We start from the raw sequence: 20369 nt of genomic DNA on the forward strand, positions 1-20369 counted from the left end.
ACTACACTGAGTAGACCAATCGGTATATCCGAAAACGGTAGTACACCGATCGGTATAGAGCAAGGAGGAACCGTCCATGGGTGCCCGCGACCGCCTCATCGACAGCGCCATCGCCCTGATGCGGTGCAATGGCATCGCCGGGACCGGCATCGCGCAGCTGCTCGAGCACAGCGGCATCTCCCGCCGGTCGATCTACCTGAACTTCCCGGGCGGCAAATCCGAACTGGTCGCCGAGGCCACCCGGACCGCCGGACAGGCCACCAGCGCACTCATCCGAACCGTCACCGCCGGCACCGATCTGGCCGGCGCCATCGCCGCCTTCCCGGCCCTGTGGCGGGACGTGCTGGTTGCGAGCGACTTCACCGCGGGCTGCCCGATCGTGGCCGCGGCGCTCGGCCGCTCGGAATCGCCCGAGGCGGCCGACGTGGCGGGGGAGACCTTCGGCGAGTGGGAGGGCATCCTCGCCGACCGGCTCGAGGCCGAGGCCGTGGAACCCGCCACCGCCCGCTCCCTGGCGACCACCATCATCGCGGCGGTCGAGGGCGCGGTCGTCATGTCGCTGGCGACCCGCTCGACCGCACCCCTGGAACGGGCCGGCCAGCAGATGGCCGACCTGGTCGCCCTGCATACGGGCAAAACGACCTCGGTCGCCTGAGCCTCAGATCAGGCTCAGGCCGCCGTCGATGGTGACGATGGTGCCGGTGGTGTAGCCGGACCGATCCGAGGCGAGAAACGCTGCCATATCGGCGATTTCACGCGGATGGGCCGGGCGGCCGAAGGGGAAGTCCGCCGCCATCTCGGCGAAGCGGGCATTGGTCTCGATGAGTGTGGTGATGCGCGAGGTGGCCACCGGGCCCGGATTGATGCCGACCACCCGGATGCCGTCGCGCCAGCTGCGGCTGCCCAGCGCGCGGGTGAACGCCATGAGCGCCGCATTGCCGGTGCTGCCCGCGATGTACTCGGCATCGGGCCGCTCGCCCGCCGAACCGATGACGTTCACGATGACGCCGCCGGCGCGCTGCTTCATGTCCGCGTAGACGCGGCGGCTCAGGTCGATGTAGCCGAAGACCTTGAGCTCCCATGCGTGCCGCCAGGTTTCGGCGTCGACCGCCGCCAGGGGTCCGGCCGGAATGTCGCCGGCATTGTTGACCAGGATGTCCGGAGCGCCGACCGCGTCCGCCAGCCCGGTGAGATCCTCGGCCGACCGCAGGTCCACCGGGTGGGAGCGCACCTGCACCCCGTACTCGGCGCGCAGTTGCTCGCCGATCTCGTCCAGTCGCTCCTTGTTGCGGGCGGCCAGATGCAGATGGCAGCCCTCGGCGGCGAGTGCCCGCGCGATCTCCGCGCCGATGCCCGCCGACGCGCCGGTCACGAGCGCGGTTCTGCCGCCCAGTCTCAAATCCATTGGCCCATCTCCTGATTCTGGTGTGCGATGCCGATGTCAAACGGTGCGGACATTCGTCGGGTTCAACTTTTTGGTCGAATGTCCACGTCGGTGGAAATGGCGGATCGCCGCCATCTGTTCCCGGTGCCCGCTACGCCGTCGCGGCGGCGGTTCGAATACGACTGCAGCGCCGCCTTGCTCGCGCCGATGGGGCCGAGGAACCGGACGCCGCGCACGCCGAAGTGGCTGTTGTCATGTGAAGGCTCGGATCGAATCGCGGTTGATACGCATACCCGGGTATATGAACAAGAGTACATGTCCCAAGGTACATGTCAACGGTCGCGAATATCCCGATCAATTCGAATCCCGGTGCGGCCTAGGTGTTTACCGATCCTCGTCGATCTCGTCGCGCGCCCATTCGGCCCATTCGGCCAGCGCCTCGTACAACCGGATGCCCGCCTCGACCGCGATCCGCTTGGACCTGTCGTGCGGATCGGTGCCGAACTCGCCGCGGTCCTTGGCCATGGCCAGTTCGCGGTACATGGCCGCGGTATCGCTGAAGAACCGCCCCTCGCGATCCAGGTGCTCGCCGAGATCCTTCGGCTCCATCAGCCAGAAGAAGAACGACCGCAGCAGCGGTTCCAACCGCAGGGTGTGATCGACCTCGTCCTCGACCAGCCACCGCCGCACCTCGGCCAGCCCGGCCTCGGTGATCCGGTACGCCTTGCGCCCCCGCGCCCCTTCGCTGTCCAGCTCGATCATTCCGGCCTCCGCCAGCCGCCCGAGCTCGGCATAGATCTTCGGATGCCGCGCCGGCCACACCGGCCCCAGCGCCTCCTGGAACCGCTGGGCCAGGTCGTACCCGCTGGCCGGCCCCTCCGCGAGCAACCCCAGCAACCCGTGCCGCAGCGACATGCCACACCCTTTCGTAGACCCTCACCACATCATCACACCCGGCTATCGCGCCCCGGCCCCGCGAGCACGCGCTCGACCTCCGCCGACTCCGGAATCGAGGCACTGGCACCCAGTTTCGTCGTGGCCAGCGCCCCCGCGGTACAGGCCCAGGCCAGCGCGGTGGCGGGGCCTTCGTGCCAGTGGGCAGCCAGCGCCCCGGTGAAGGTGTCGCCCGCACCGGTGGTGTCCACGACCTGCACGCGAATCCCCGGATGGGAGAGCTCGGCACCGTCGGGACCGCGATAGCTCGCCCCCGCGCCACCCAGCGTTGTGATGACGTGCGGCACGCCGGCGAGCGCGGAGGCCAGTCGAGCCGCCTCACCTTCATTGACGACCGCGACATCGACCTCGGCCCACAACTCGCCCGGAAACTCTTGCACCGGTGAGGGATTCAGCACCACCGTGGTGCCAGCGGCCCGCGCGTGCCGGGCGGCCGCGAGCACCGTGGGAATCGGAATCTCCAACTGGCACATGAGCACATCCGCGGCGGCGATCGTATCCAGGTCCGCCGTAGTCAGTTCCGTCATCCGCCCATTGGCCCCCGCCACCACGATGATGGTGTTCTCGCCGTTCCGGTCCACCACGATCGTCGCGATCCCACTGGGCCCCTCGACCTCGCGCAGTCGTGAGACCCCAACCCCCGCCTCATGCAACACCTTCCGCAGCGCGCCGGCGAACACATCCCCGCCGACCGCCCCCACGAACTCGACCTCGGCCCCCGCCCGTCGCGCCGCGATCGCCTGATTCGACCCCTTCCCACCCGGAACCAGTGCGAACCCGTCCCCGGCCACCGTCTCTCCGGCCTCGGGCCGCCGCCCCACGGTCGTCACCAGATCCATATTGATGCTGCCCACCACCGCAATTCGCGCCATGGTCCGGACCGTAGTTCAGGCGGCTCAGCCGAGGGCGGATTCGACGATGGACGTCGCCTGCGGAGTGACGGGGTCGAGGATGTCGTCGAAGTCGTGGTGTTTTTCGACGTAGGCCTTGACGAAGGGGCAAATGGGGACGATGCGTTTGCCGGCGGCTCGGGTGGCGGTGAGGGCGGCGCCGATGAGTTTGGAGGCCAGGCCCTGACCGGCAAAGGCCTCGTCGATCTCGGTGTGGAAGAAGATGCGCTGGCGGCCGTGATCGACGTAGGCGGTCAGGCCGGCGCGGGTATCGCCGACCTTGATGGCGAAGTACTGGGGGACGGTGTCGGTGACCTGGGTGATGGTCGGCTCGGGCGCGGTCATGAGGGCTCGCTTCCGGTCGGGGCGGTGTGGTGGTCGGGTTCGAGGGGCGGGCTGGCGACGGCGGAGAAGGTGCGGCACTCCGGTTCACACGAGGGCGGGGCGGCGCGGAGGGCGTCGTCGCGGACGGTGAAGTAGGCCAGGGCGGCGGCCGCGATCATGAGGATGGCGCAGGTGAGGATGGCCAGGTGGAAGCCGTGGGCGAAGTCGGGCGGATTGGTGTACGCCGCACCGGTGAGTCCGGCCAGGGGCGGAATGGCCGCCACGCCCAGCAGACCCGCGGCGCGGGCGACCGCATTGTTGACACCGCTGGCCACGCCCGCATGGCGTTCGTCGGCGGTGGCGAGGACGGTCGCGGTCAGCGGCGCCACCGCCAGCGTCAGGCCCAAGCCGAAAACCAGTGCGGCGGGCAGCACATCGACCAGGTAGGAGGTGTGGATGCCGATACGGGTCATCAGCAGCATGCCCGTCGCGGCGAGCAGCACACCGACGGTGATCGGCCAGCGGGGTCCGATGCGCTGGGCCAGCGCGCCGGAGCGGGCCGAGAACAGCAGCATCAGAACGGTGACCGGCAGCATGGCCGTGCCCGCGGCGATCGGCGTGAATCCGGCCACCACCTGCAGGGTCAGCACCAGCAGGAAGAAGACCACGCTCATGGCCCCGTACATGACGAAGGTGACCAGATTGATCGCGGTGAACTGCTTGGCGGCGAACACGGCGACGGGCAGCATGGCCGCGGGATCCTGGCCGTCGCGTGACCGCCGCCGCTCCACCACCACGAATCCCGTACCCGCGGCGACGCCCGCGATCGCGCTGCCCCACACCAGGATTCGACTCGTACCGTGCTCGGGCGCCATGGTCAGGGCGTAGGTGATCCCGGCCAGGCACAAGGCCGCCAGCACCGCGCCGAGCACGTCGAACCTCCCGTGCGCCTCGGCATCGCGGGTCTCGGGCACATGCCGGGCCGTCACCGCCACTACCACCGCGGCCAGCGGGATATTGAGCAGGAACACCCACCGCCAGCCGGCCGCCTCCACCAGCCACCCGCCCAGGAACGGCCCGATGGCGCCGGCCACGCCACCCAGCCCGGACCAGGCTCCGACCGCGCGCGCCCGCTCCTCGGGCCGGAACGAGGCCTGAATGATGGCCAGTGAGCCGGGCGTCAGCAGCGCACCGCCCACACCCTGCAGGGCCCGGGCCGCGATGAGCATCGAAATGTCTTGCGCCGCACCGCACAATGCGGAGGCGATGGCGAACCACGCCACCCCGATCAGGAACACCCGCCGCCGCCCGTACCGGTCACCCAGCGACCCGCCCAGCAGGATCAATCCGGCCAGCGTCAGCGTGTACGCGTTGACCGTCCACTGCAGTCCCGCCATCGATGCGCCGAACTCGTCACCGATCCGCGGCAGTGCCACATTCACGACGGTCGCGTCCAGCATGGCCATCCCCGAACCGAGGACGGTGGCCAGTAGAACCCATCGGCCGGTGCCCGAGGACAACCGGATGCTCGCGGTCATGCGCTCACGGTAACAACCTGCCCCCGACCGGCGGCAGATCGTCATCAGTAATCTGTCCTTATGACTGCTCCCACGACCACAGATCGGGACGCCGTCCGCGAGGTGGTGCACGAGTCGGCGCGCCGGGCTCGGGTGGCGTCGCGGACGCTCGCTCAGCTCACCACCGCGCAGAAGGACGCCGCGCTGCACGCCGCGGCCGACGCGCTGCTCGCGGCCAAGGACGCGGTACTCGCCGCCAACGCCGAGGACATCGAGATCGCCCGGGCGGGTGGCACCGCCGAGTCGCTGCTGGATCGGCTGCGGCTGACCGAGGCCCGCGTCGACGGCATCGCCTCGGGGCTGCGGCAGGTGGCCGGGCTGCCGGATCCGGTCGGCGACGTGGTGCGCGGGTCGACGCTGCCCAACGGTCTCGAAATCCGCCAGGTGCGGGTGCCGCTGGGTGTGGTGGGCATGGTGTACGAGGCGCGGCCGAATGTCACCGTCGACGCCTTCGGGCTGGCGCTGAAGTCGGGCAATGCGGCGCTGCTGCGCGGCTCGTCCTCGGCGGCGAAGTCCAATGCGGCATTGGTCCGGGTGCTGCGGGAAGCGCTTGCAGCGCAGGGGCTTCCGGCCGACGCGGTGCAGCTGCTCCCGGCGGAGGACCGCTCCAGCGTCACCCACCTGATCCAGGCACGCGGCCTGGTGGACGTGGTGATCCCGCGCGGCGGCGCGGGCCTGATCAATGCGGTGGTCCGCGACGCGCTGGTGCCGACCATCGAGACCGGCACCGGCAACTGCCACGTATTCGTCCACCGGGACGCCGATCTGGATATGGCCGAGTCCATCCTGATCAACGCCAAGACCCGCCGGCCCTCGGTGTGCAATACCGCCGAGACGGTGCTGATCGACCGGGCCATCGCCGAGACCGCGGTGCCGCGCATGATCAAGGCCCTCGAGGACAAGGGCGTCACCATTCACGGTGACCTGCCGGGCCTGGTGCCCGCCACCGACACCGACTGGGCCGACGAATACCTCTCCCTGGACATCGCTTTGAAGGTCGTCGACGATCTCGACGCGGCCGTCGAGCACATCAACGAGTGGGGCACCGGCCACACCGAGGCCATCGTGACCGCCGACCTGAAGGCCGCCCGCGAGTTCACCGCTCGCGTCGACGCCGCCGCCGTCATGGTCAACGCCTCGACCGCCTTCACCGACGGCGAGCAGTTCGGATTCGGTGCGGAGATCGGCATTTCGACCCAGAAGCTGCACGCCCGCGGACCCATGGGTCTGCCCGAACTAACCTCCACCAAGTGGATTGTGTGGGGCGACGGGCAGATTCGCCCCGTCTAGCACCCGCTGGATACGAAAGGACCGCCGTGGCTCCCACCACCGCACCCAACCAGGAGCCGATCTTCTCGTCGGTCGACGATGTGATCGAGCGGCTGGCCCGCACCGGCTACCTGGCCGACAAGGCCACCGCCACTTCGGTTTTCCTCGCCGACCGGCTCGGCAAGCCGCTGCTCATCGAGGGACCTGCCGGTGTCGGCAAGACCGAGCTGTCCAAGGCCGTCGCGCAGGTCGCGGGTGCGGAACTGGTGCGGCTGCAGTGCTACGAGGGCGTGGACGAGGCGCGGGCGCTCTACGAGTGGAACCACGCCAAGCAGATCCTGCGCATCCAGGCCTCCTCGGAGAACGACTGGGCCGAAACCAAGGCCGACGTCTTCACCGAAGAGTTCCTGCTGGAACGCCCGCTGCTCACCGCGATCCGACGCGACGAGCCGACCGTGCTGCTCATCGACGAGACCGACAAGGCCGATGTCGAGATCGAGGGCCTGCTGCTCGAGGTACTGAGCGACTTCTCGGTCACCGTGCCGGAACTGGGCACCATCAGCGCGACCCGCAAGCCGTTCGTGGTGCTCACCTCCAATGCCACCCGCGAGCTGTCCGAGGCGCTCAAGCGGCGCTGCCTCTACCTGCACATCGACTTCCCGGACGAGGAGCTCGAGCGCCGCATCCTGGCCAGCCGGGTGCCGGAGCTGAAGCCCGCGGTGGCGGCGCAGCTGGTGCGGATCGTGCACGTGCTGCGCGGCATGCAGCTCAAGAAGCTGCCGTCGGTCGCGGAGTCCATCGACTGGGCGCGCACGCTCCTGGCCTTGGGCGCAAAGGATCTCGACGACAAGACCGTGCGGGCCACGCTCGGAGTGGTGCTGAAGCACCAGGCCGATCACGTGCGTGCGCAGTCCGAGCTGAAGCTGGCCTGATCGTGGCCGGGGCTTCGGAGCCCTCGAAGGGCAAAGAGAACTCGCCGCGCGGGCTGGTTTCCGCCGCCATGCGGGCGATCTCGGGCGGTACGCCGGCCAAGCCGGTGCAGGTGCCGGGACCGACGGCCGAACACGGCCTGCCGGGGCATCTGGTCGGCTTCGTGGAGGCGTTGCGCGGCCGGGGGATTCCGGTCGGGCCGTCCGAAACCGTGGACGCCGGACAGGTTCTCACCGTCCTGGACCTCATGGACCGGGAGGCGCTGCGTGAGGGTCTGGCCTGCGCGCTGCTGCGCCGCACCACCCAGCGCGCCACCTTCGACGGCATGTTCGACCTGTGGTTCCCGGCCGCGCTGGGGGAGCGGGCCGGGGCCGAAGAGGTGGAGCTGCCGATCAAACCGGACGGCTCGGTCGACATCCTCGAACTGCGGAAGATGCTGGCGGAGTTGCTGATCCAGGACCCGTCGGGCGAGCAGGCGCAGCAATTGCAGGCGCTGGCCGCGCAGATGGTCGACCAGATGGGCCAGTACCAGGCGGCGGGCGGGCCGTCCTTCTCCGCCTACCAGACGTTGAAGGATCTCCAGCCGGAACTGCTGGTGAGCAGGATTCTCGCCGGCCTCGCCCAGGGCATGGACAATTCCGACTTCGACACCGAGGTCGCCCGCCGCACGGCCCGCGGCCGCATCAAGGACTTCCGCAGCACCGTCGAAGCCGAGACCCGCCGCCGGGTGGCCGAGCGCATCGGCCGCGAGCGCGTCGCCACCTACGGCGTCGCCCGGCAGGCCGAGGACGCCGACTTCCTGCGCATCTCCCAGGCCGAACTCGACGAACTGCGCCGTAGCAGCCAGCGCCTGGCCCGGGTCCTGGCCTCCCGCCTGGCCGCGCGCCGCCGGCGCGGCCGCCGCGGCGAGATCGATCTGCGCAAGACCATGCGCAAATCGATGTCCACCGGCGGCGTCCCAGTGAATCTCGTCACCCGCAAGCCGCGGCCCGGCCGCCCCGATCTCGTCCTGCTGTGCGACATCTCGGGCTCGGTCGCGGGCTTCTCCAGCTTCACCATGCTGCTGGTGAACGCCCTGCGCGAGCAGTTCTCCCGGGTCCGCATCTTCGCCTTCGTGGACCGCGTCGACGAGGTCACCCAGCTGTTCGACGCGGCCACCCCGCTGGATCAGCTGACCCGCCGCATCTTCACCGAAGCCGAGGTCGTCGGCATCGAGGGCCACTCCGACTACGGCTCGGCCCTGGAGGGTTTCGCCGAGCGGTTCCCCGACGCCGTCACCAGCCGTACCTCCCTGCTCATTCTCGGCGACGCCCGCACCAACTACCGCGACCCGGCGCTGGACACCCTCCGGCAGCTGGTCGACACCGCCAAGCACGCCTACTGGCTCAACCCCGAGGCCGAGAAGATGTGGGGCACCGGCGATTCCGCCGCCGACCGCTACGCCGACATCATCGAGATGCACGAATGCCGTTCGGCGCGCCAGCTGACCGCCCTCGTGGGCCGCCTGCTGCCGGTCTGAATCCGGATGGCCGGCCGGCTGAGCCCCGCCGGTGCGGGGGCGGCGCAATCGCCCCCGGTAAGCTCGCTTTTCGTGCAGACGAACGGCCGCCGCAAGCTGGGCGTGATGGGCGGCACCTTCGACCCCATCCACCACGGGCACCTGGTCGCGGCCAGTGAGGTCGCGAATCGGTTCGACCTCGACGAGGTGATTTTCGTACCGACCGGTCAGCCGTGGCAGAAGGGCGATCGCGCGGTCAGCCCGGCCGAGGACCGGTATCTGATGACGGTCATCGCGACCGCGTCCAATCCCCGGTTCCAGGTGAGCCGCGTCGACGTGGACCGCGGCAAGGAGACCTACACCGTCGACACCCTGCGCGACCTGGCCGAACTCCACCCGGACGCGGATCTGTACTTCATCACCGGAGCGGACGCGCTGGCCAGCATCCTGACGTGGCAGGATTGGTCGGAACTGTTCGAGCTGGCGAAATTCGTCGGCGTGACCCGTCCGGGGTACGAATTGAATATCGACCATCTCGCCGACCACCTCCGCGACTACCCGGAGGGCACGGTCACGATGGTCGAGATTCCGGCCCTGGCCATCTCGTCGAGCGAATGCCGGCGGCGGGCGGGGGAGGGCCGGCCGGTCTGGTACCTCGTCCCGGACGGGGTCGTCCAATACATATCGAAGCGGCACCTGTACGTGCCGCAAGACAGTGCATCGTGAAAGTGCGCAGGGAAGAGGTAGCAGGGTGACAGCATCGGCAGAAGCCGTCTCGATGGCGACGGTGGCCGCACGGGCCGCAGACGAGAAGCTGGCCGCCGACGTGGTCGTGCTGGATGTCTCCGAGCAGCTGGTCATCACCGACTGCTTCGTCATCGCGTCCGCGCCCAACGAGCGCCAGGTCAACGCGATCGTCGACAATATCGAGGACAAGCTGCGCGAGGCCGGATACAAGCCGGTGCGCCGCGAGGGCACCCGCGAGGGCCGCTGGGCGCTGCTGGACTACGTCGAGATCGTGGTCCACGTCCAGCACGAGGACGAACGCGACTTCTACGGCCTCGAGCGCCTGTGGAAGGACTGCCCGGCGGTGCCGGTCGACGGTATCGGCGATCCGCGCGCGACGACCGAGGAAGACAAGGGCGGGGACGACGAGTGAGCAAGATGGCCGGCGTCCGCCGGTTGATTCTGCTGCGGCACGGACAGACCGAATGGAACGCCGGCGACCGCATGCAGGGCCAGATCGACACCGAACTCGATGACATCGGCAGACGCCAGGCCAAGGACTGCGCGCCCGACATGGCGACCAGCGACCTGATCGCCATCGTTTCCTCCGATCTCAAGCGCGCCCACGACACCGCGCTCGCCGTCGCCGAATGCGCGGCCATGCCGGTCGTCACCGACGAGCGCCTGCGCGAGACCAACCTCGGGGACTGGGAGGGCCTGGACCACCACCAGGTCGACGCCGAGTACCCGGGCGCCCGCAAGGCGTGGCGGCTCGATGCCCGCTTCACCCCGCCCGGCGGCGAATCCAAGCTCGAGGTGGGGGCGCGAGCGCTGCCCGTGGTGAAGGAACTCTTGGCCGCGCGCGAGGACTGGCCTGGCCGTACCGTCATGCTGGTTGCGCACGGCGGGCTGATCGCGGCGCTGACCGCGGCCCTGCTCGACCTGCCCGAGGCGAACTGGCCGGCCCTGGGCGGCCTGGCCAATACCAGCTGGGTGCAGCTGACCAACCACGGTCCCTGCATCGACAAGCCCGGCTGGCGCCTGGATGTGTGGAACGCGGTCGCGAAGGTAGCCCCTGATGTCCTCTGAGAGTCCGAACGCCCAACCGGCGCAGGACGGTTCACCGCAGCGCAAGGTGCTGGTGGTGGTGGCGGACTCGCTGTCCTACTTCGGTCCCAAGGGCGGGCTGCCCGCCGACCATCCCGGCATCTGGCCCAATCTGGTTGCCGCCGAGCTGGACTGGGACGTCGAACTGGTGGCCCGCATCGGCTGGACCTGCCGTGACGCGTACTGGGCGCTGATCGGCGACCCGCGCATCTGGGCCGCGGTGCCGCGGGCCGGGGCCGTGGTGTTCGCGACCGCCGGCATGGACTCGCTGCCCTCGCCGCTGCCGACCGCGCTGCGCGAGCTGATCCGCTATGTGCGGCCGGCCTCGGTGCGCCGGCGGGTGCGCGAGGCCTACAACTGGGTGCAGCCCAGGCTGTCGCCGCTGGGCTGGCCGGTGGCGCTGCCGCCCGCGGTGAGCGTCGACTACCTGGAGCAGTCGCGGCACTCGCTGGCCCAGCTGCGGCCCGAGCTGCCGTTCGTGGCGGTGCTGCCCTCGGTGCACAAGTGCGAGGCCTACGCCGGGGTGCACACCGGGCGCGAGCCCATGGTGCGGGCCGTGTCGGCCTGGGCCGCCGAGCACGCGGTGCCGCTGGTGGATCTCGGGGACGCCGTGCGCGACAACGTGTTCAACGGCCCCGCCAACCCGGACGGCATCCACTGGGGCTGGGAGGGCCACAGCGCCGTCGCTCGGGCCATGGTGAAGGTGCTGACCGAGGCCACGGCCGACGAGGTACACACTGCATGACCGTGGTGGTGGTGACCGACTCGTCGGCCAGCCTGCCGGCCGGCCTCACGGCTGATCTTGGTGTGCTGGCCGTGCCGCTGCACGTGCTGGTCGACGATCGCGAGATTCGGGAGGGGATCGACGACTGCGACATCGACTACGGCTCCTCCCAGGTCACCACCTCGGCCGCCTCGCCCGGTGATCTGCGCAGCGTCTACGAGCGGGCGCTGGAGTTGTCCGACGGCGACGGCGTAGTGGCCGTGCACATCTCGCGGCAGCTGTCGGGCACCTGGGAGGCCGGGCGGCAGGCCGTGCGGGACATGGATGCCGCCGATCGGATCCGGCTGGTGGACTCGCTGAGCGCCGGGCTGGGTACCGGGCTGCCGGTGCTGGCGGCGGCGCGCCGGGCACGGGCGGGCGAGCCGCTCGATGTCGTGTACGACTCGGCGGTGGCGGCGGCCAGCCGCGGACGCGCGTTCATCGTCGTCAACCGGACCGAGCAGCTGCGGCGCGGCGGGCGGCTGAGCACGGCCGCGGCGTTCTTCGGCACCGAGCTGGTCACCAAGCCGATCATCCAGATCGTGAACGGGCGGCTGGAACTGCGCGAGAAGGCCCGCACGCGCTCCAAGGCGTTCACCAAACTCGTTGCGGCCGTGGTGGATGCGGCGGGCGAGGACGGGGCGGCGGTCGCGGTCCAGCATCTGGGGGCCGAGGAGGCCGCCAACACCATCGCGGGTCAGCTGCGGGATCTGATTCCCGGTATCCGGGAGGTCATCATCGCCGAATTCGGCCCTACCCTGGGGGTGCACCTGGGCGTGGGCGCGGTCGGGGCGCTGGTGCTGCCGGGCGGCTGCGGCTAGCGGAAACGGCGTTGTCCACAACGTAATTCGCTATCCACAGGTCGGCTGAAGGCCCAGGTCGCGTGGGCGGCCGGGGTCGTCGTCGCTCGTACCGTGAGTTGCATGCCACGACTCGACGAACGTACCCCGCTGCAGCGCCTCAACGCCCGCACCGCCGCCGACCCCCGCCCCGCCCCGGCCGAGGCCACCGCCGACCCGGCGGAATTCGCCTCCGGCCGTCCACATCCCGGCCGCTGGGACGAGGACTCGCTCGACCAGCTCGTCGAACCCGATCGCCGGAGCGCTGATCGGCAGCCTGACGGATTCTCGCTCGACTGGCTGTCCGAGCCCTGCGGCAGCGTGTCCCTGTGGCACGAACGCCTGGTCCCCGAACGTTTCCGCGGCACTCGCTGGGATCCGGGCCCGCGCGGTGTCCTCGTCATCGCCGCCCTCGGCATCGTGGCCATCCTCTTCGCCGGCTACGTCACCCTGCGCGAAAAGCCTGCCTCCCAACCGGTCCCGCCCATCGCCGCACTCAGCGAAACCGCACCCGCCGACCGGGAGGATGCCGCACCCGAAGCCGCCGCTTCCGCCGTGACGGTCACAGCCACGCCCGTGCCGGGCGCGGCCCAGCCGCCCGCGTCGCGGCCCGCCGCCTCGCAGCCGGATCGAATCCCGCTCGCTACCACGGCAACCGGCGCTCCGGGCGGCTCTGTTGCCCCGGGCGGCGCCGTCACCCCCGGCGAGCTCGTCGTCAGTGTCGTCGGTCTCGTCGAGCACGGCGGGCTCCGCCGCTTCCCCGCCGGAGCCCGGATAGCCGACGCCCTCCGCGTCGCCGCTCCCCGCCCCGAAGCCGACCTCTCCACCCTCAACCTCGCCCAGCCCCTCATCGACGGTGACCAGATCATCGTCGGCCGCACCACACCCCGCCCCACCACCCAGCAGGTCGGCACCACCGTCGTGAATTCCGCCCACCCCCCGGCGAACTCACCCCCATCCTCCGGCCCACCCCGCTCCACCGCCCTCCCCGCGAAGGTGAACCTCAACACCGCCACCGAATCCGACCTCGACACCCTCCCCGGCATAGGGCCCGTCACCGCCCGCGCCATCCTCACCTGGCGCACCCGCCACGGCCGCTTCACCTCCATCGACCAGCTCTCCGAAATCGAGGGCATAGGCCACTCCCGCCTCACCCGCATCCGCGATCGGGTGACGATATGACCACCGCGAATTGCCCTGTTGCGCACCAGTACAGTCGCACCGGTTGCCGGAAAGCCGAGTCGGAGGGCGCGAGCACGACTCGGACAGCGAGGCGTGCGGGCGCTCATCGGGGCCGGCAGGCGACGGCCCACGCCGAGCAGGGCAGTCGCGCAGAGTTGTTGGGGCGCAACGATTGCGCCGCCGGTGGACGGTCGGCGCCCGGAAGTGGAATGGCTCCGGTAGCGAAGCTGCGGTCAGAGCCGGGGCGGTGGCGATGACAACGGGGGCGACCGACCGCGTCGATGCCGGGGATCGCGGGCCCGTCGAAATACCCGAGGTGCTGGATGCGCGGCTGGTTCCGGCGGCGGTCTGTGGTTGGGGCGCGACGGTGGCGCCGTTGGTGGTGGGCTGGCGGGCCGGGGTCGGGGTGGCGGCCGGGTGTGGGCTGGTGGGGATGTGTGTGGCGGCGTGGGTGATTCGGCGGGTGCGGGCGGGGCGGGGGAGTGGGGTGGCGTGGGTGGTGCTGGGGGCCTTGGTGATCGGGGCGGGGTTCGGGGTGGCGGGGGCGTGGCATGCGCATCGGGTGCAGACGCATCCGTTGCGGGCGGTGCGGGCCGGGCAGCGGCTGGTGGCGGTGGTGGAGCTGACCGATGATCCGAAGCGGGTGTCCGCCCGGCCGTTCGGCGGGCCGAAGGTGATGGTGCGGGCCGGGCTGGTGGATTACCGGTTGGGTGGACGGATTGTGCATTCCGGCGGATCGGTGCTGGTGATGGCGCCGGCGGCGGGGTGGCGGACCCTGTTGCCCGGCCAGCGGGTGGAATTCCCCGCCCGCGTGGCCCGTCCGTGGCGTCCGGACATGACGGTCGCCATCCTGCGGGCGGAGGCCGCTCCCACCTCGGTGAGCACCCCGCCCTGGTGGCAGCGCCTCGCCGGGCAGGTGCGCGGCGACTTCGCGACCTCCGCCCACCGCGCGCTCTCCGACGATGCCGCCGGCCTGCTCCCGGGCCTGGTCATCGGCGACACCTCGACCCTCACCGACCACGTCCAGGAGAACTTCCGCGAGTCCGATTTGACGCATTTGACGGCTGTCAGCGGGGCGAATGTCACGATTTTGCTTGGGGCCGTGCTGGTTTCGATGCGCACCCTCACGGTGGATCCACGGGTCGGCGCGGTGGCCGCGGGTGCGGCTCTGGTCATGTTCGTGATCCTGGCCCGCCCCTCGCCCAGTGTCCTGCGTGCCGCCGTCATGGGAGCCATTGCGCTGCTGGCTCTCTGCACTGGACGCCGTAAGCAGGCCCTACCCGCCCTGTGCGCCGCCATCATCGGATTGCTGGCCTGGTCACCGGGTCTCGCGGTGGATGCCGGATTCGCCCTGTCGGTGCTGGCCACCGCGGGACTGATCGTGATCGCCCCGGGCTGGTCGGATTGGCTTCGCGCCCATGGCTGGTGGCGGATCCCCGCCGACTCCTTCGCGGTGGCCGCCGCGGCCTTCGTGGTCACCACGCCGCTGGTCATCGCCATGACCGGCCACCTCAGCCTGGTCGCGATCGTGGTGAACATGCTGGTCGAACCGGTGATCGCGCCCATCACCATCCTGGGTGCGCTGGGTGCGCTGCTCGCCTGCGTGTGGTCGCCCCTCGCCGCGGCGGTCATGCACTGCACCGCACCGCCACTGTGGTGGCTGCTCACGGTCTCCGACCGAGCCGCCGCCCTGGGAGCCTCGGTCTCGCTACCGACCGGTCTGCGTTCAGGTCTGGTCGCAACGGTGGTGTGCGCCTTGGTGATCGCGGCTCTGCACCCTGGCCGCTCACGGGCGGATCCGGACGCCGTGCCGGGATCGGTGCCGCCTCGGCCGGGTCGAGACGAGGACTCGCCATCCGGCTAGCGGGAGCTCAGGAACTCGTTGACGGCGTCGGCGAAACCGGCGGGGTCGTTGGTGTAGACGAAGTGGTCGGTATCGAGTTCGACCATGCGGGTGCCCGGGCGCCGGTCGCGCATGGCCACGGCCATGTCGGCGGGGATGACGCCGTGCGCGGCACGGATGAGCAGGGCCGGGCAGGTGCCGGCGACCCAGTCCGACCAGTGGTCGCCGTGCACCAGGTCCTCGGAGGCGACGATGTCGAGGGGGTGGAAGGGCAGGCTCCAGGAACCGTCGGCACGCTCGCGAACCAGCGCGCCGAAGTGCGCGGCCATCGGGCCCATGGCCTCGATCAGCTGCTCACGGGTCGCCGCCTCGTAGGGGAGGCCGGCCACGAAGCCCAGCGGGTTGTGGCCGTCGAGGCCGAGCGCGGCGGGTGCGTCGATATCGATGATCGCCGCCACCCGCTCCGGGTGGCGGGCCGCGAACTGGTAGGCGTTGATGCCGCCGAGCGAATGACCCAGCAGCACAGCGCGTTCCAGGCCGAGGTGGTCGAGCAGGGCCAGGATGTCGGCGAGGTAGCCGTCGCGGGTGTAGTCGGCGGCGCGATCGGAGTGGCCGTGGCCGCGCTGGTCGAGCGCGACGAGCCGCCACCCCGCGGACAGCCGTGCCGCCAGGCCGGCGAAGCTCTCGCCGTCGGACATGTGCCCGTGCAGCGCGATGACGGTCCGGCCGGTACCCCCGAAATCCACGTAGGACAGTCCGCGGCCGTCGATGTCGAAGCTGCTGCGGGTGGCGGTGCGTGCGGTCATTGTCTGCTCCGATCCTTGTTCCGGTGTGCTGAGCTCGACCCTAACCGATGGTTAGACATTTGTGCAAGACGTATGAATAAGACGATCGTGTCACACATTTGTGTACCAGTGCTGGCCGGGTGCAGGATGCAGGGGTTGTCGGAGCGGACTCGTAGGATCGGGGCGTGAACCAGCGACCCGCGCCCCTGCATCTCGTGCTCGGTGAAGAGGAATTGCTGATCGAGCGGGCGGTGGCGGGAATTACCGCGCAGGCCCGGGCCGGCTCGGCGGACGCTGGGGCGCTGCCGGTGGATCGGCTCCGGGCGGGGGATGCCAGCACGGCGGAATTGGCCGAGCTGCTGAGTCCTTCGCTGTTCGCCGAGGACCGGGTGATCGTGCTGGAGTCGGCGGCCGAGGCGGGCAAGGATGCGGTCGCGGTCATCCAGGATGCGGCGTCCGCACCACCGGAGGGCGTGGTGCTGGTGGTGCTGCACAGCGGGGGCGGGCGCGCCAAGGCGCTGGCGCCGGCCCTGCAGAAGCTGGGCGCGGTGGTGCACGACTGCGCGAAGCTGACCAAGGCGGGGGAGCGGGTCGAGTTCGTGCGCAACGAGTTCCGGGCCGCCAATGTGCGGGTACCGGCGGACGTGGTGCAGGCCATCATCGAGGCCGTGGGCTCGGATCTGCGCGAACTCGCCGCCGCCAGTTCGCAATTGGCGGCCGACACCGGCGGCAAGGTGGATCTCGCGGCGGTGCGGCAGTACTACTCGGGCAAGGCGGAGGTGACCGGGTTCGATGTCGCCGATCTGGCCGTGTCGGGGGATCGGCCCGCCGCCATGGAGGCGCTGCGCTGGGCCATCGATCGCGGCGTCCCGGCGGTCCTGCTCGCGGACGCCCTCGCGGATTCGGTGCACACCATCGCCCGCGTCGGCTCGGCCGGGCGCGGCGACCCGTTCAAGATGGCGGGTGATCTGGGGATGCCGCCGTGGAAGGTGAAGAAGGCGCAGGGCCAGGCGCGCGGCTGGACCGGCGCGTCCATCGGGGCGGCGCTGCAGGTGGTCGCCGCGCTCAATGCCGACGTCAAGGGGCAGGCGGCCGACGCGGATTACGCACTCGAGCACGCACTCTCGCGCATTCTTGATCTGCGCGAGAGCGCCTCGTAGCGGGAAGGCCCGGGACTACTCCGGCTTCCAGGTGATCTTGCCGCCCTGGAACTCCTGGGCCTTGCCGCCCTGGTAGTCGTACTCGTCGCTGGTCGGGTAGCCGTAGCGGCCGTTCTCGGCGCCATTGCGCACCCACTCGTCGCGGATCGAGCCCCACACGACGTGGGTCCCGGTCTTCTGGGTGGAGTAGACGGCCCCGCCCTCGAACAGCTGCTCATGGGTGGTGGCGCTGTTGGTCTTGTTCTCATCGGCGATGGGGAAGCCCAGCGGGCTGCTCTCCCAGCCGACCGCGGAGTACTTGTCGCGGATCACGCCGCTCACCACATGGGTGCCGGCACCCACCGACCAGTAGATCGAGCCGCCCTGGAAGTGCTGGAAGCGGCCGGGTTTCGAGGTCTGCCCCTCGTCCACCACCGGGTACTTCAGCGCGCCCGACTCCGCGCCCGCGCCCTTCCACTTGTCGCGGATGGCGCCGCCGATGGCATGCGCGTCGGTAGCCGGGGTCCAGTAGATGGAGACGTTGTTGACGAAGTCCTGCTTCTTGCCGCCGCCCGCGGCGTCGGTCTCCGGAATGGTGGGATCACCGAAGAAGTCCGGTCCGCCCGCCCCGTCGTATTCGACCTCGATGGCCCCGCCCACCTCGAACGGGCCGATGGGACGCGCGGCTGCCACACCCATTCCGGTGGTCAGCGCGACCGCGGCCACGCTGACGGCCAGCGTGCCCCGGGTCCAGGACGAACGGTTGTCACGACGCAGCGTTGCCAAGAGATCTCTCCCAGTGCAGGTTTACAGGTAGCCCCCGACGGTTCGCGGCCATCCTGCTGCCAACTGCGCGCTCGCGCAAGTCGCCAGCTCCGGACACGACAAAAGCCGCCGTGGTCTTCGTGGCCACGGCGGCTGTGAGAAGCATGATGCCGGTAGGCGTACCGGGCAGGATCAGCCGAGCTTGTTGAAAGCCAGCGACAGCGCCGACTTCTTGTTGGCGGCCTGGTTGCCGTGGATGACGCCCTTGGAGGCGGCCTTGTCCAGGCTCTTGCTCGCGGACTGCATCAGCTCGAGCGCCTTGTCCTTCTCGCCCGCCGCAGCGGCCTCGCGGAACTTGCGGATCGAGGTGCGCAGCGCGGACTTCACCGACTGGTTGCGCTGGCGCGCAAGCTCGTTGGTGCGGATCCGCTTCATCTGGGACTTGATGTTGGCCACGCCGGTTTCCTCGTGTTCCTTCACTTGGTGGTGTATGCGGGATGCAAAGTCTTCGGGCGCGCACTACGAGAGGGGCAGTTGCAGCGCCGACAGTCGAGGCTACCAGGCGACGCCGCGAGGTATGAAATCGAGCCTGTTGGCTATCTGGCCGAAACCAGAAATTTATCGCCGTCCAACTGCGCGTTGCCCCTGCGTGATGGACTATTTTTGCATGACCCCCGCAGCACCCGCACCGGGTCTCTCCAGAGTAGACAGATCCACCGCGTCAGCCTCCGCCGCGCTCTCTCCTTCCGGATTGGAACGTGAAAAATCGGATAAATCAGGCGTCTTCGCGGGGTATCAACCGGGCCGCTACGACCGTGCCTATGACGAGATGTTCGATTCCGCGGGCCGCCCGCGGGCGCCCTACCGGGGGATATTCAACGCCCTGGCCACCATCGACGCCGAGGACCTGGCCGCCCGCGCCGAGGCGCTGGACCGCGCATTCGTCGATCAGGGCATCACCTTCTCGCTCTCCGGTCAGGAGCGGCCGTTCCCGCTCGACCTGGTGCCGCGGGTGATCGCCGCCGGCGAATGGACCAAACTCGAACGCGGCATCAGGCAGCGGGTGCGCGCGCTCGAGGCCTTCCTCGCCGACGTCTACGGCGAGCAGACCATCCTGCGCGACCGCGTGATCCCGAAACGGCTGGTGACCTCCTGCGCGCACTTCCACCGCGAGGCCGCCGGCCTGGTGCCGCCCAATGGCGTGCGCATCCACGTGGCCGGGATCGACCTGGTGCGCGACGAGCACGGGGATTTCCGTGTGCTGGAAGACAATCTGCGCTCGCCCTCGGGCGTGTCCTACGTCATGGAGAACCGGCGCACCATGGCGCGCGTGTTCCCCGACCTGTTCGCCTCGCACCGGGTGCGCGCCGTCGGCGACTATCCAGCCCACCTGCTGCGCGCCCTGCGCGCCGCCGCCGCGCCCAACGAGGCCGACCCGACCGTGGTGGTGCTCACCCCCGGCGTCCACAACTCCGCCTACTTCGAGCATTCGCTGCTGGCCCGGCAGATGGGGGTGGAACTGGTCGAGGGCCGGGACCTGTTCTGCCGCGACAATGTCGTCTATATGCGCACCACCGCGGGGGAGCGGCAGGTGGATGTCATCTACCGGCGCATCGACGACGACTTCCTCGATCCCATGCAGTTCCGCCCGGACTCCATGCTCGGGGTGGCCGGGATCCTGAACGCGGCCCGCGCGGGCACGGTGGTGCTGGCCAATGCCGTCGGCAACGGGGTCGGCGACGACAAACTCGTCTATACCTATGTGCCCGCGTTCATCGAGTACTACCTGGGTGAGAAACCGATCCTGCCCAATGTGGACTCCTACCGCTGCTGGGAACCGGCCGAACGCGACGAGGTGCTGGACCGGGTGGCGGAACTGGTGGTCAAGCCGGTGGAGGGGTCCGGCGGCTACGGCATCGTGATCGGCCCGGCGGCCGGCGCCCGGGAGCTCGAGGCGACCCGGCGCAAGGTGCGGGCCAATCCGCGCGGCTGGATCGCGCAGCCGGTGGTGCAGCTGTCCACGGTGCCGAGCAAGATCGACGGGCGGCTCGCGCCCCGGCACGTGGACCTGCGGCCGTTCGCGGTCAACGACGGCGACGACATCTGGGTGCTGCCCGGCGGGCTGACCCGGGTGGCGCTGCCCGCGAACTCGCTGGTGGTGAATTCCAGTCAAGGGGGCGGGAGCAAGGACACCTGGGTGCTCGCACCGAGAACCTCAGTGGCGCAACGGGAATTGTCGGGTTCGCAGCTGGTCGGCGAACTGCAGATCGCCCCGGAGAGAGACCAATCCAGAGAGCCCTCGGCGATGCGGGCCAACCAACAACAGCAGTAACAACAACAAACAGCATTCGCTGAGGCTCAACTCTTTTGGTTCGCGGCCCGAGCACAGGTCGA

The 20369-nt window shown here is 69.9% G+C and carries 21 protein-coding genes; 13 read left to right on the forward strand and 8 right to left on the reverse strand.

Features of this window, described 5'->3' with window-relative positions:
* The first annotated feature begins 76 nt into the window (after positions 1 to 76).
* Positions 77 to 655: a TetR/AcrR family transcriptional regulator gene (locus ACWEQQ_RS28770; RefSeq protein ID WP_452350461.1), complete on the forward strand. Its 579-nt coding sequence runs from the start codon at positions 77 to 79 to the stop codon at positions 653 to 655.
* Between the two features lie 3 nt (positions 656 to 658).
* On the opposite strand, the gene ACWEQQ_RS28775 is transcribed toward ACWEQQ_RS28770, so the two are convergent.
* The 5 genes from ACWEQQ_RS28775 to ACWEQQ_RS28795 all read right to left on the reverse strand — a co-directional run bounded on the left by ACWEQQ_RS28775 (position 659) and on the right by ACWEQQ_RS28795 (position 5090).
* Positions 659 to 1405, reverse strand: a complete 747-nt coding sequence (locus ACWEQQ_RS28775; RefSeq protein WP_452350462.1) for a short-chain dehydrogenase/reductase — start codon at positions 1403 to 1405, stop codon at positions 659 to 661.
* Between the two features lie 363 nt (positions 1406 to 1768).
* Positions 1769 to 2299: a PadR family transcriptional regulator gene (locus tag ACWEQQ_RS28780; RefSeq protein ID WP_354835006.1), complete on the reverse strand. Its 531-nt coding sequence runs from the start codon at positions 2297 to 2299 to the stop codon at positions 1769 to 1771.
* Between the two features lie 32 nt (positions 2300 to 2331).
* Positions 2332 to 3210: a ribokinase gene (locus ACWEQQ_RS28785; RefSeq protein WP_452350463.1), complete on the reverse strand. Its 879-nt coding sequence runs from the start codon at positions 3208 to 3210 to the stop codon at positions 2332 to 2334.
* 24 nt (positions 3211 to 3234) lie between these two features.
* On the reverse strand, positions 3235 to 3573 hold the full coding sequence (locus tag ACWEQQ_RS28790) for a GNAT family N-acetyltransferase (RefSeq protein WP_452350464.1): 339 nt from the start codon (positions 3571 to 3573) through the stop codon (positions 3235 to 3237).
* Positions 3570 to 5090 (reverse strand): MFS transporter, encoded by a 1521-nt coding sequence (locus ACWEQQ_RS28795; RefSeq protein WP_452350465.1) that lies wholly within the window; start codon positions 5088 to 5090, stop codon positions 3570 to 3572. Before ACWEQQ_RS28795 ends, ACWEQQ_RS28790 begins: the two co-directional genes overlap by 4 nt.
* Positions 5091 to 5150: 60 nt before the next feature.
* Between ACWEQQ_RS28795 and ACWEQQ_RS28800 the strand changes: the two genes are divergently transcribed.
* The 10 genes from ACWEQQ_RS28800 to ACWEQQ_RS28845 all read left to right on the forward strand — a co-directional run bounded on the left by ACWEQQ_RS28800 (position 5151) and on the right by ACWEQQ_RS28845 (position 15307).
* On the forward strand, positions 5151 to 6419 hold the full coding sequence (locus tag ACWEQQ_RS28800; protein ID WP_452350466.1) for a glutamate-5-semialdehyde dehydrogenase: 1269 nt from the start codon (positions 5151 to 5153) through the stop codon (positions 6417 to 6419).
* 26 nt (positions 6420 to 6445) lie between these two features.
* Positions 6446 to 7330 carry an AAA family ATPase gene (locus tag ACWEQQ_RS28805; protein WP_379382360.1) on the forward strand — a complete coding sequence of 295 codons (885 nt, stop codon included), beginning with the start codon at positions 6446 to 6448 and terminating at the stop codon, positions 7328 to 7330.
* Between the two features lie 68 nt (positions 7331 to 7398).
* Entirely contained in the window at positions 7399 to 8847 is a 1449-nt protein-coding gene (locus ACWEQQ_RS28810) for a vWA domain-containing protein (protein ID WP_452338773.1), read from the forward strand.
* Positions 8848 to 8919: 72 nt separating this feature from the next.
* Positions 8920 to 9552, forward strand: a complete 633-nt coding sequence (gene nadD / locus ACWEQQ_RS28815) for a nicotinate-nucleotide adenylyltransferase (RefSeq protein WP_452338642.1) — start codon at positions 8920 to 8922, stop codon at positions 9550 to 9552.
* A gap of 25 nt (positions 9553 to 9577) precedes the next feature.
* Positions 9578 to 9985, forward strand: coding sequence for a ribosome silencing factor (gene rsfS, locus ACWEQQ_RS28820; RefSeq protein ID WP_379382356.1), 408 nt, complete (start codon positions 9578 to 9580; stop codon positions 9983 to 9985).
* A 5-nt stretch (positions 9986 to 9990) separates the two neighbouring features.
* Positions 9991 to 10641, forward strand: coding sequence for a histidine phosphatase family protein (locus ACWEQQ_RS28825; RefSeq protein ID WP_452350550.1), 651 nt, complete (start codon positions 9991 to 9993; stop codon positions 10639 to 10641).
* On the forward strand, positions 10631 to 11404 hold the full coding sequence (octT, locus tag ACWEQQ_RS28830) for a diglucosylglycerate octanoyltransferase (RefSeq protein ID WP_452338643.1): 774 nt from the start codon (positions 10631 to 10633) through the stop codon (positions 11402 to 11404). Before ACWEQQ_RS28825 ends, octT begins: the two co-directional genes overlap by 11 nt.
* A complete protein-coding gene (locus tag ACWEQQ_RS28835; protein WP_452350467.1) occupies positions 11401 to 12243 on the forward strand; it encodes a DegV family protein in 843 nt (280 codons plus the stop codon). Before octT ends, ACWEQQ_RS28835 begins: the two co-directional genes overlap by 4 nt.
* Positions 12244 to 12345: 102 nt before the next feature.
* Positions 12346 to 13443 (forward strand): ComEA family DNA-binding protein, encoded by a 1098-nt coding sequence (locus ACWEQQ_RS28840; RefSeq protein ID WP_452350468.1) that lies wholly within the window; start codon positions 12346 to 12348, stop codon positions 13441 to 13443.
* Between the two features lie 253 nt (positions 13444 to 13696).
* Entirely contained in the window at positions 13697 to 15307 is a 1611-nt protein-coding gene (locus ACWEQQ_RS28845; RefSeq protein WP_452350469.1) for a ComEC/Rec2 family competence protein, read from the forward strand.
* Here ACWEQQ_RS28845 and ACWEQQ_RS28850 read toward each other — a convergent pair.
* Positions 15304 to 16092, reverse strand: a complete 789-nt coding sequence (locus tag ACWEQQ_RS28850) for an alpha/beta fold hydrolase (RefSeq protein WP_452350470.1) — start codon at positions 16090 to 16092, stop codon at positions 15304 to 15306. The genes ACWEQQ_RS28845 and ACWEQQ_RS28850 overlap by 4 nt on opposite strands.
* Positions 16093 to 16256: 164 nt before the next feature.
* On the opposite strand from ACWEQQ_RS28850, the gene holA reads away from it, so the two are divergent.
* Positions 16257 to 17231: a DNA polymerase III subunit delta gene (gene holA / locus ACWEQQ_RS28855; RefSeq protein WP_452350471.1), complete on the forward strand. Its 975-nt coding sequence runs from the start codon at positions 16257 to 16259 to the stop codon at positions 17229 to 17231.
* Between the two features lie 15 nt (positions 17232 to 17246).
* Here the strand turns inward: holA and ACWEQQ_RS28860 are convergent, their stop codons facing one another.
* Positions 17247 to 17996, reverse strand: a complete 750-nt coding sequence (locus ACWEQQ_RS28860) for an LGFP repeat-containing protein (protein ID WP_452350472.1) — start codon at positions 17994 to 17996, stop codon at positions 17247 to 17249.
* 171 nt (positions 17997 to 18167) lie between these two features.
* Complete coding sequence (gene rpsT / locus ACWEQQ_RS28865) at positions 18168 to 18431, reverse strand: 30S ribosomal protein S20 (RefSeq protein WP_452338775.1); 264 nt, start codon at positions 18429 to 18431, stop codon at positions 18168 to 18170.
* A gap of 211 nt (positions 18432 to 18642) precedes the next feature.
* On the opposite strand from rpsT, the gene ACWEQQ_RS28870 reads away from it, so the two are divergent.
* Positions 18643 to 20307: a circularly permuted type 2 ATP-grasp protein gene (locus tag ACWEQQ_RS28870; RefSeq protein ID WP_452350473.1), complete on the forward strand. Its 1665-nt coding sequence runs from the start codon at positions 18643 to 18645 to the stop codon at positions 20305 to 20307.
* Positions 20308 to 20369: the final 62 nt, after the last annotated feature.

It is taken from the genome of Nocardia sp. NPDC004123 (genome assembly GCF_053603795.1).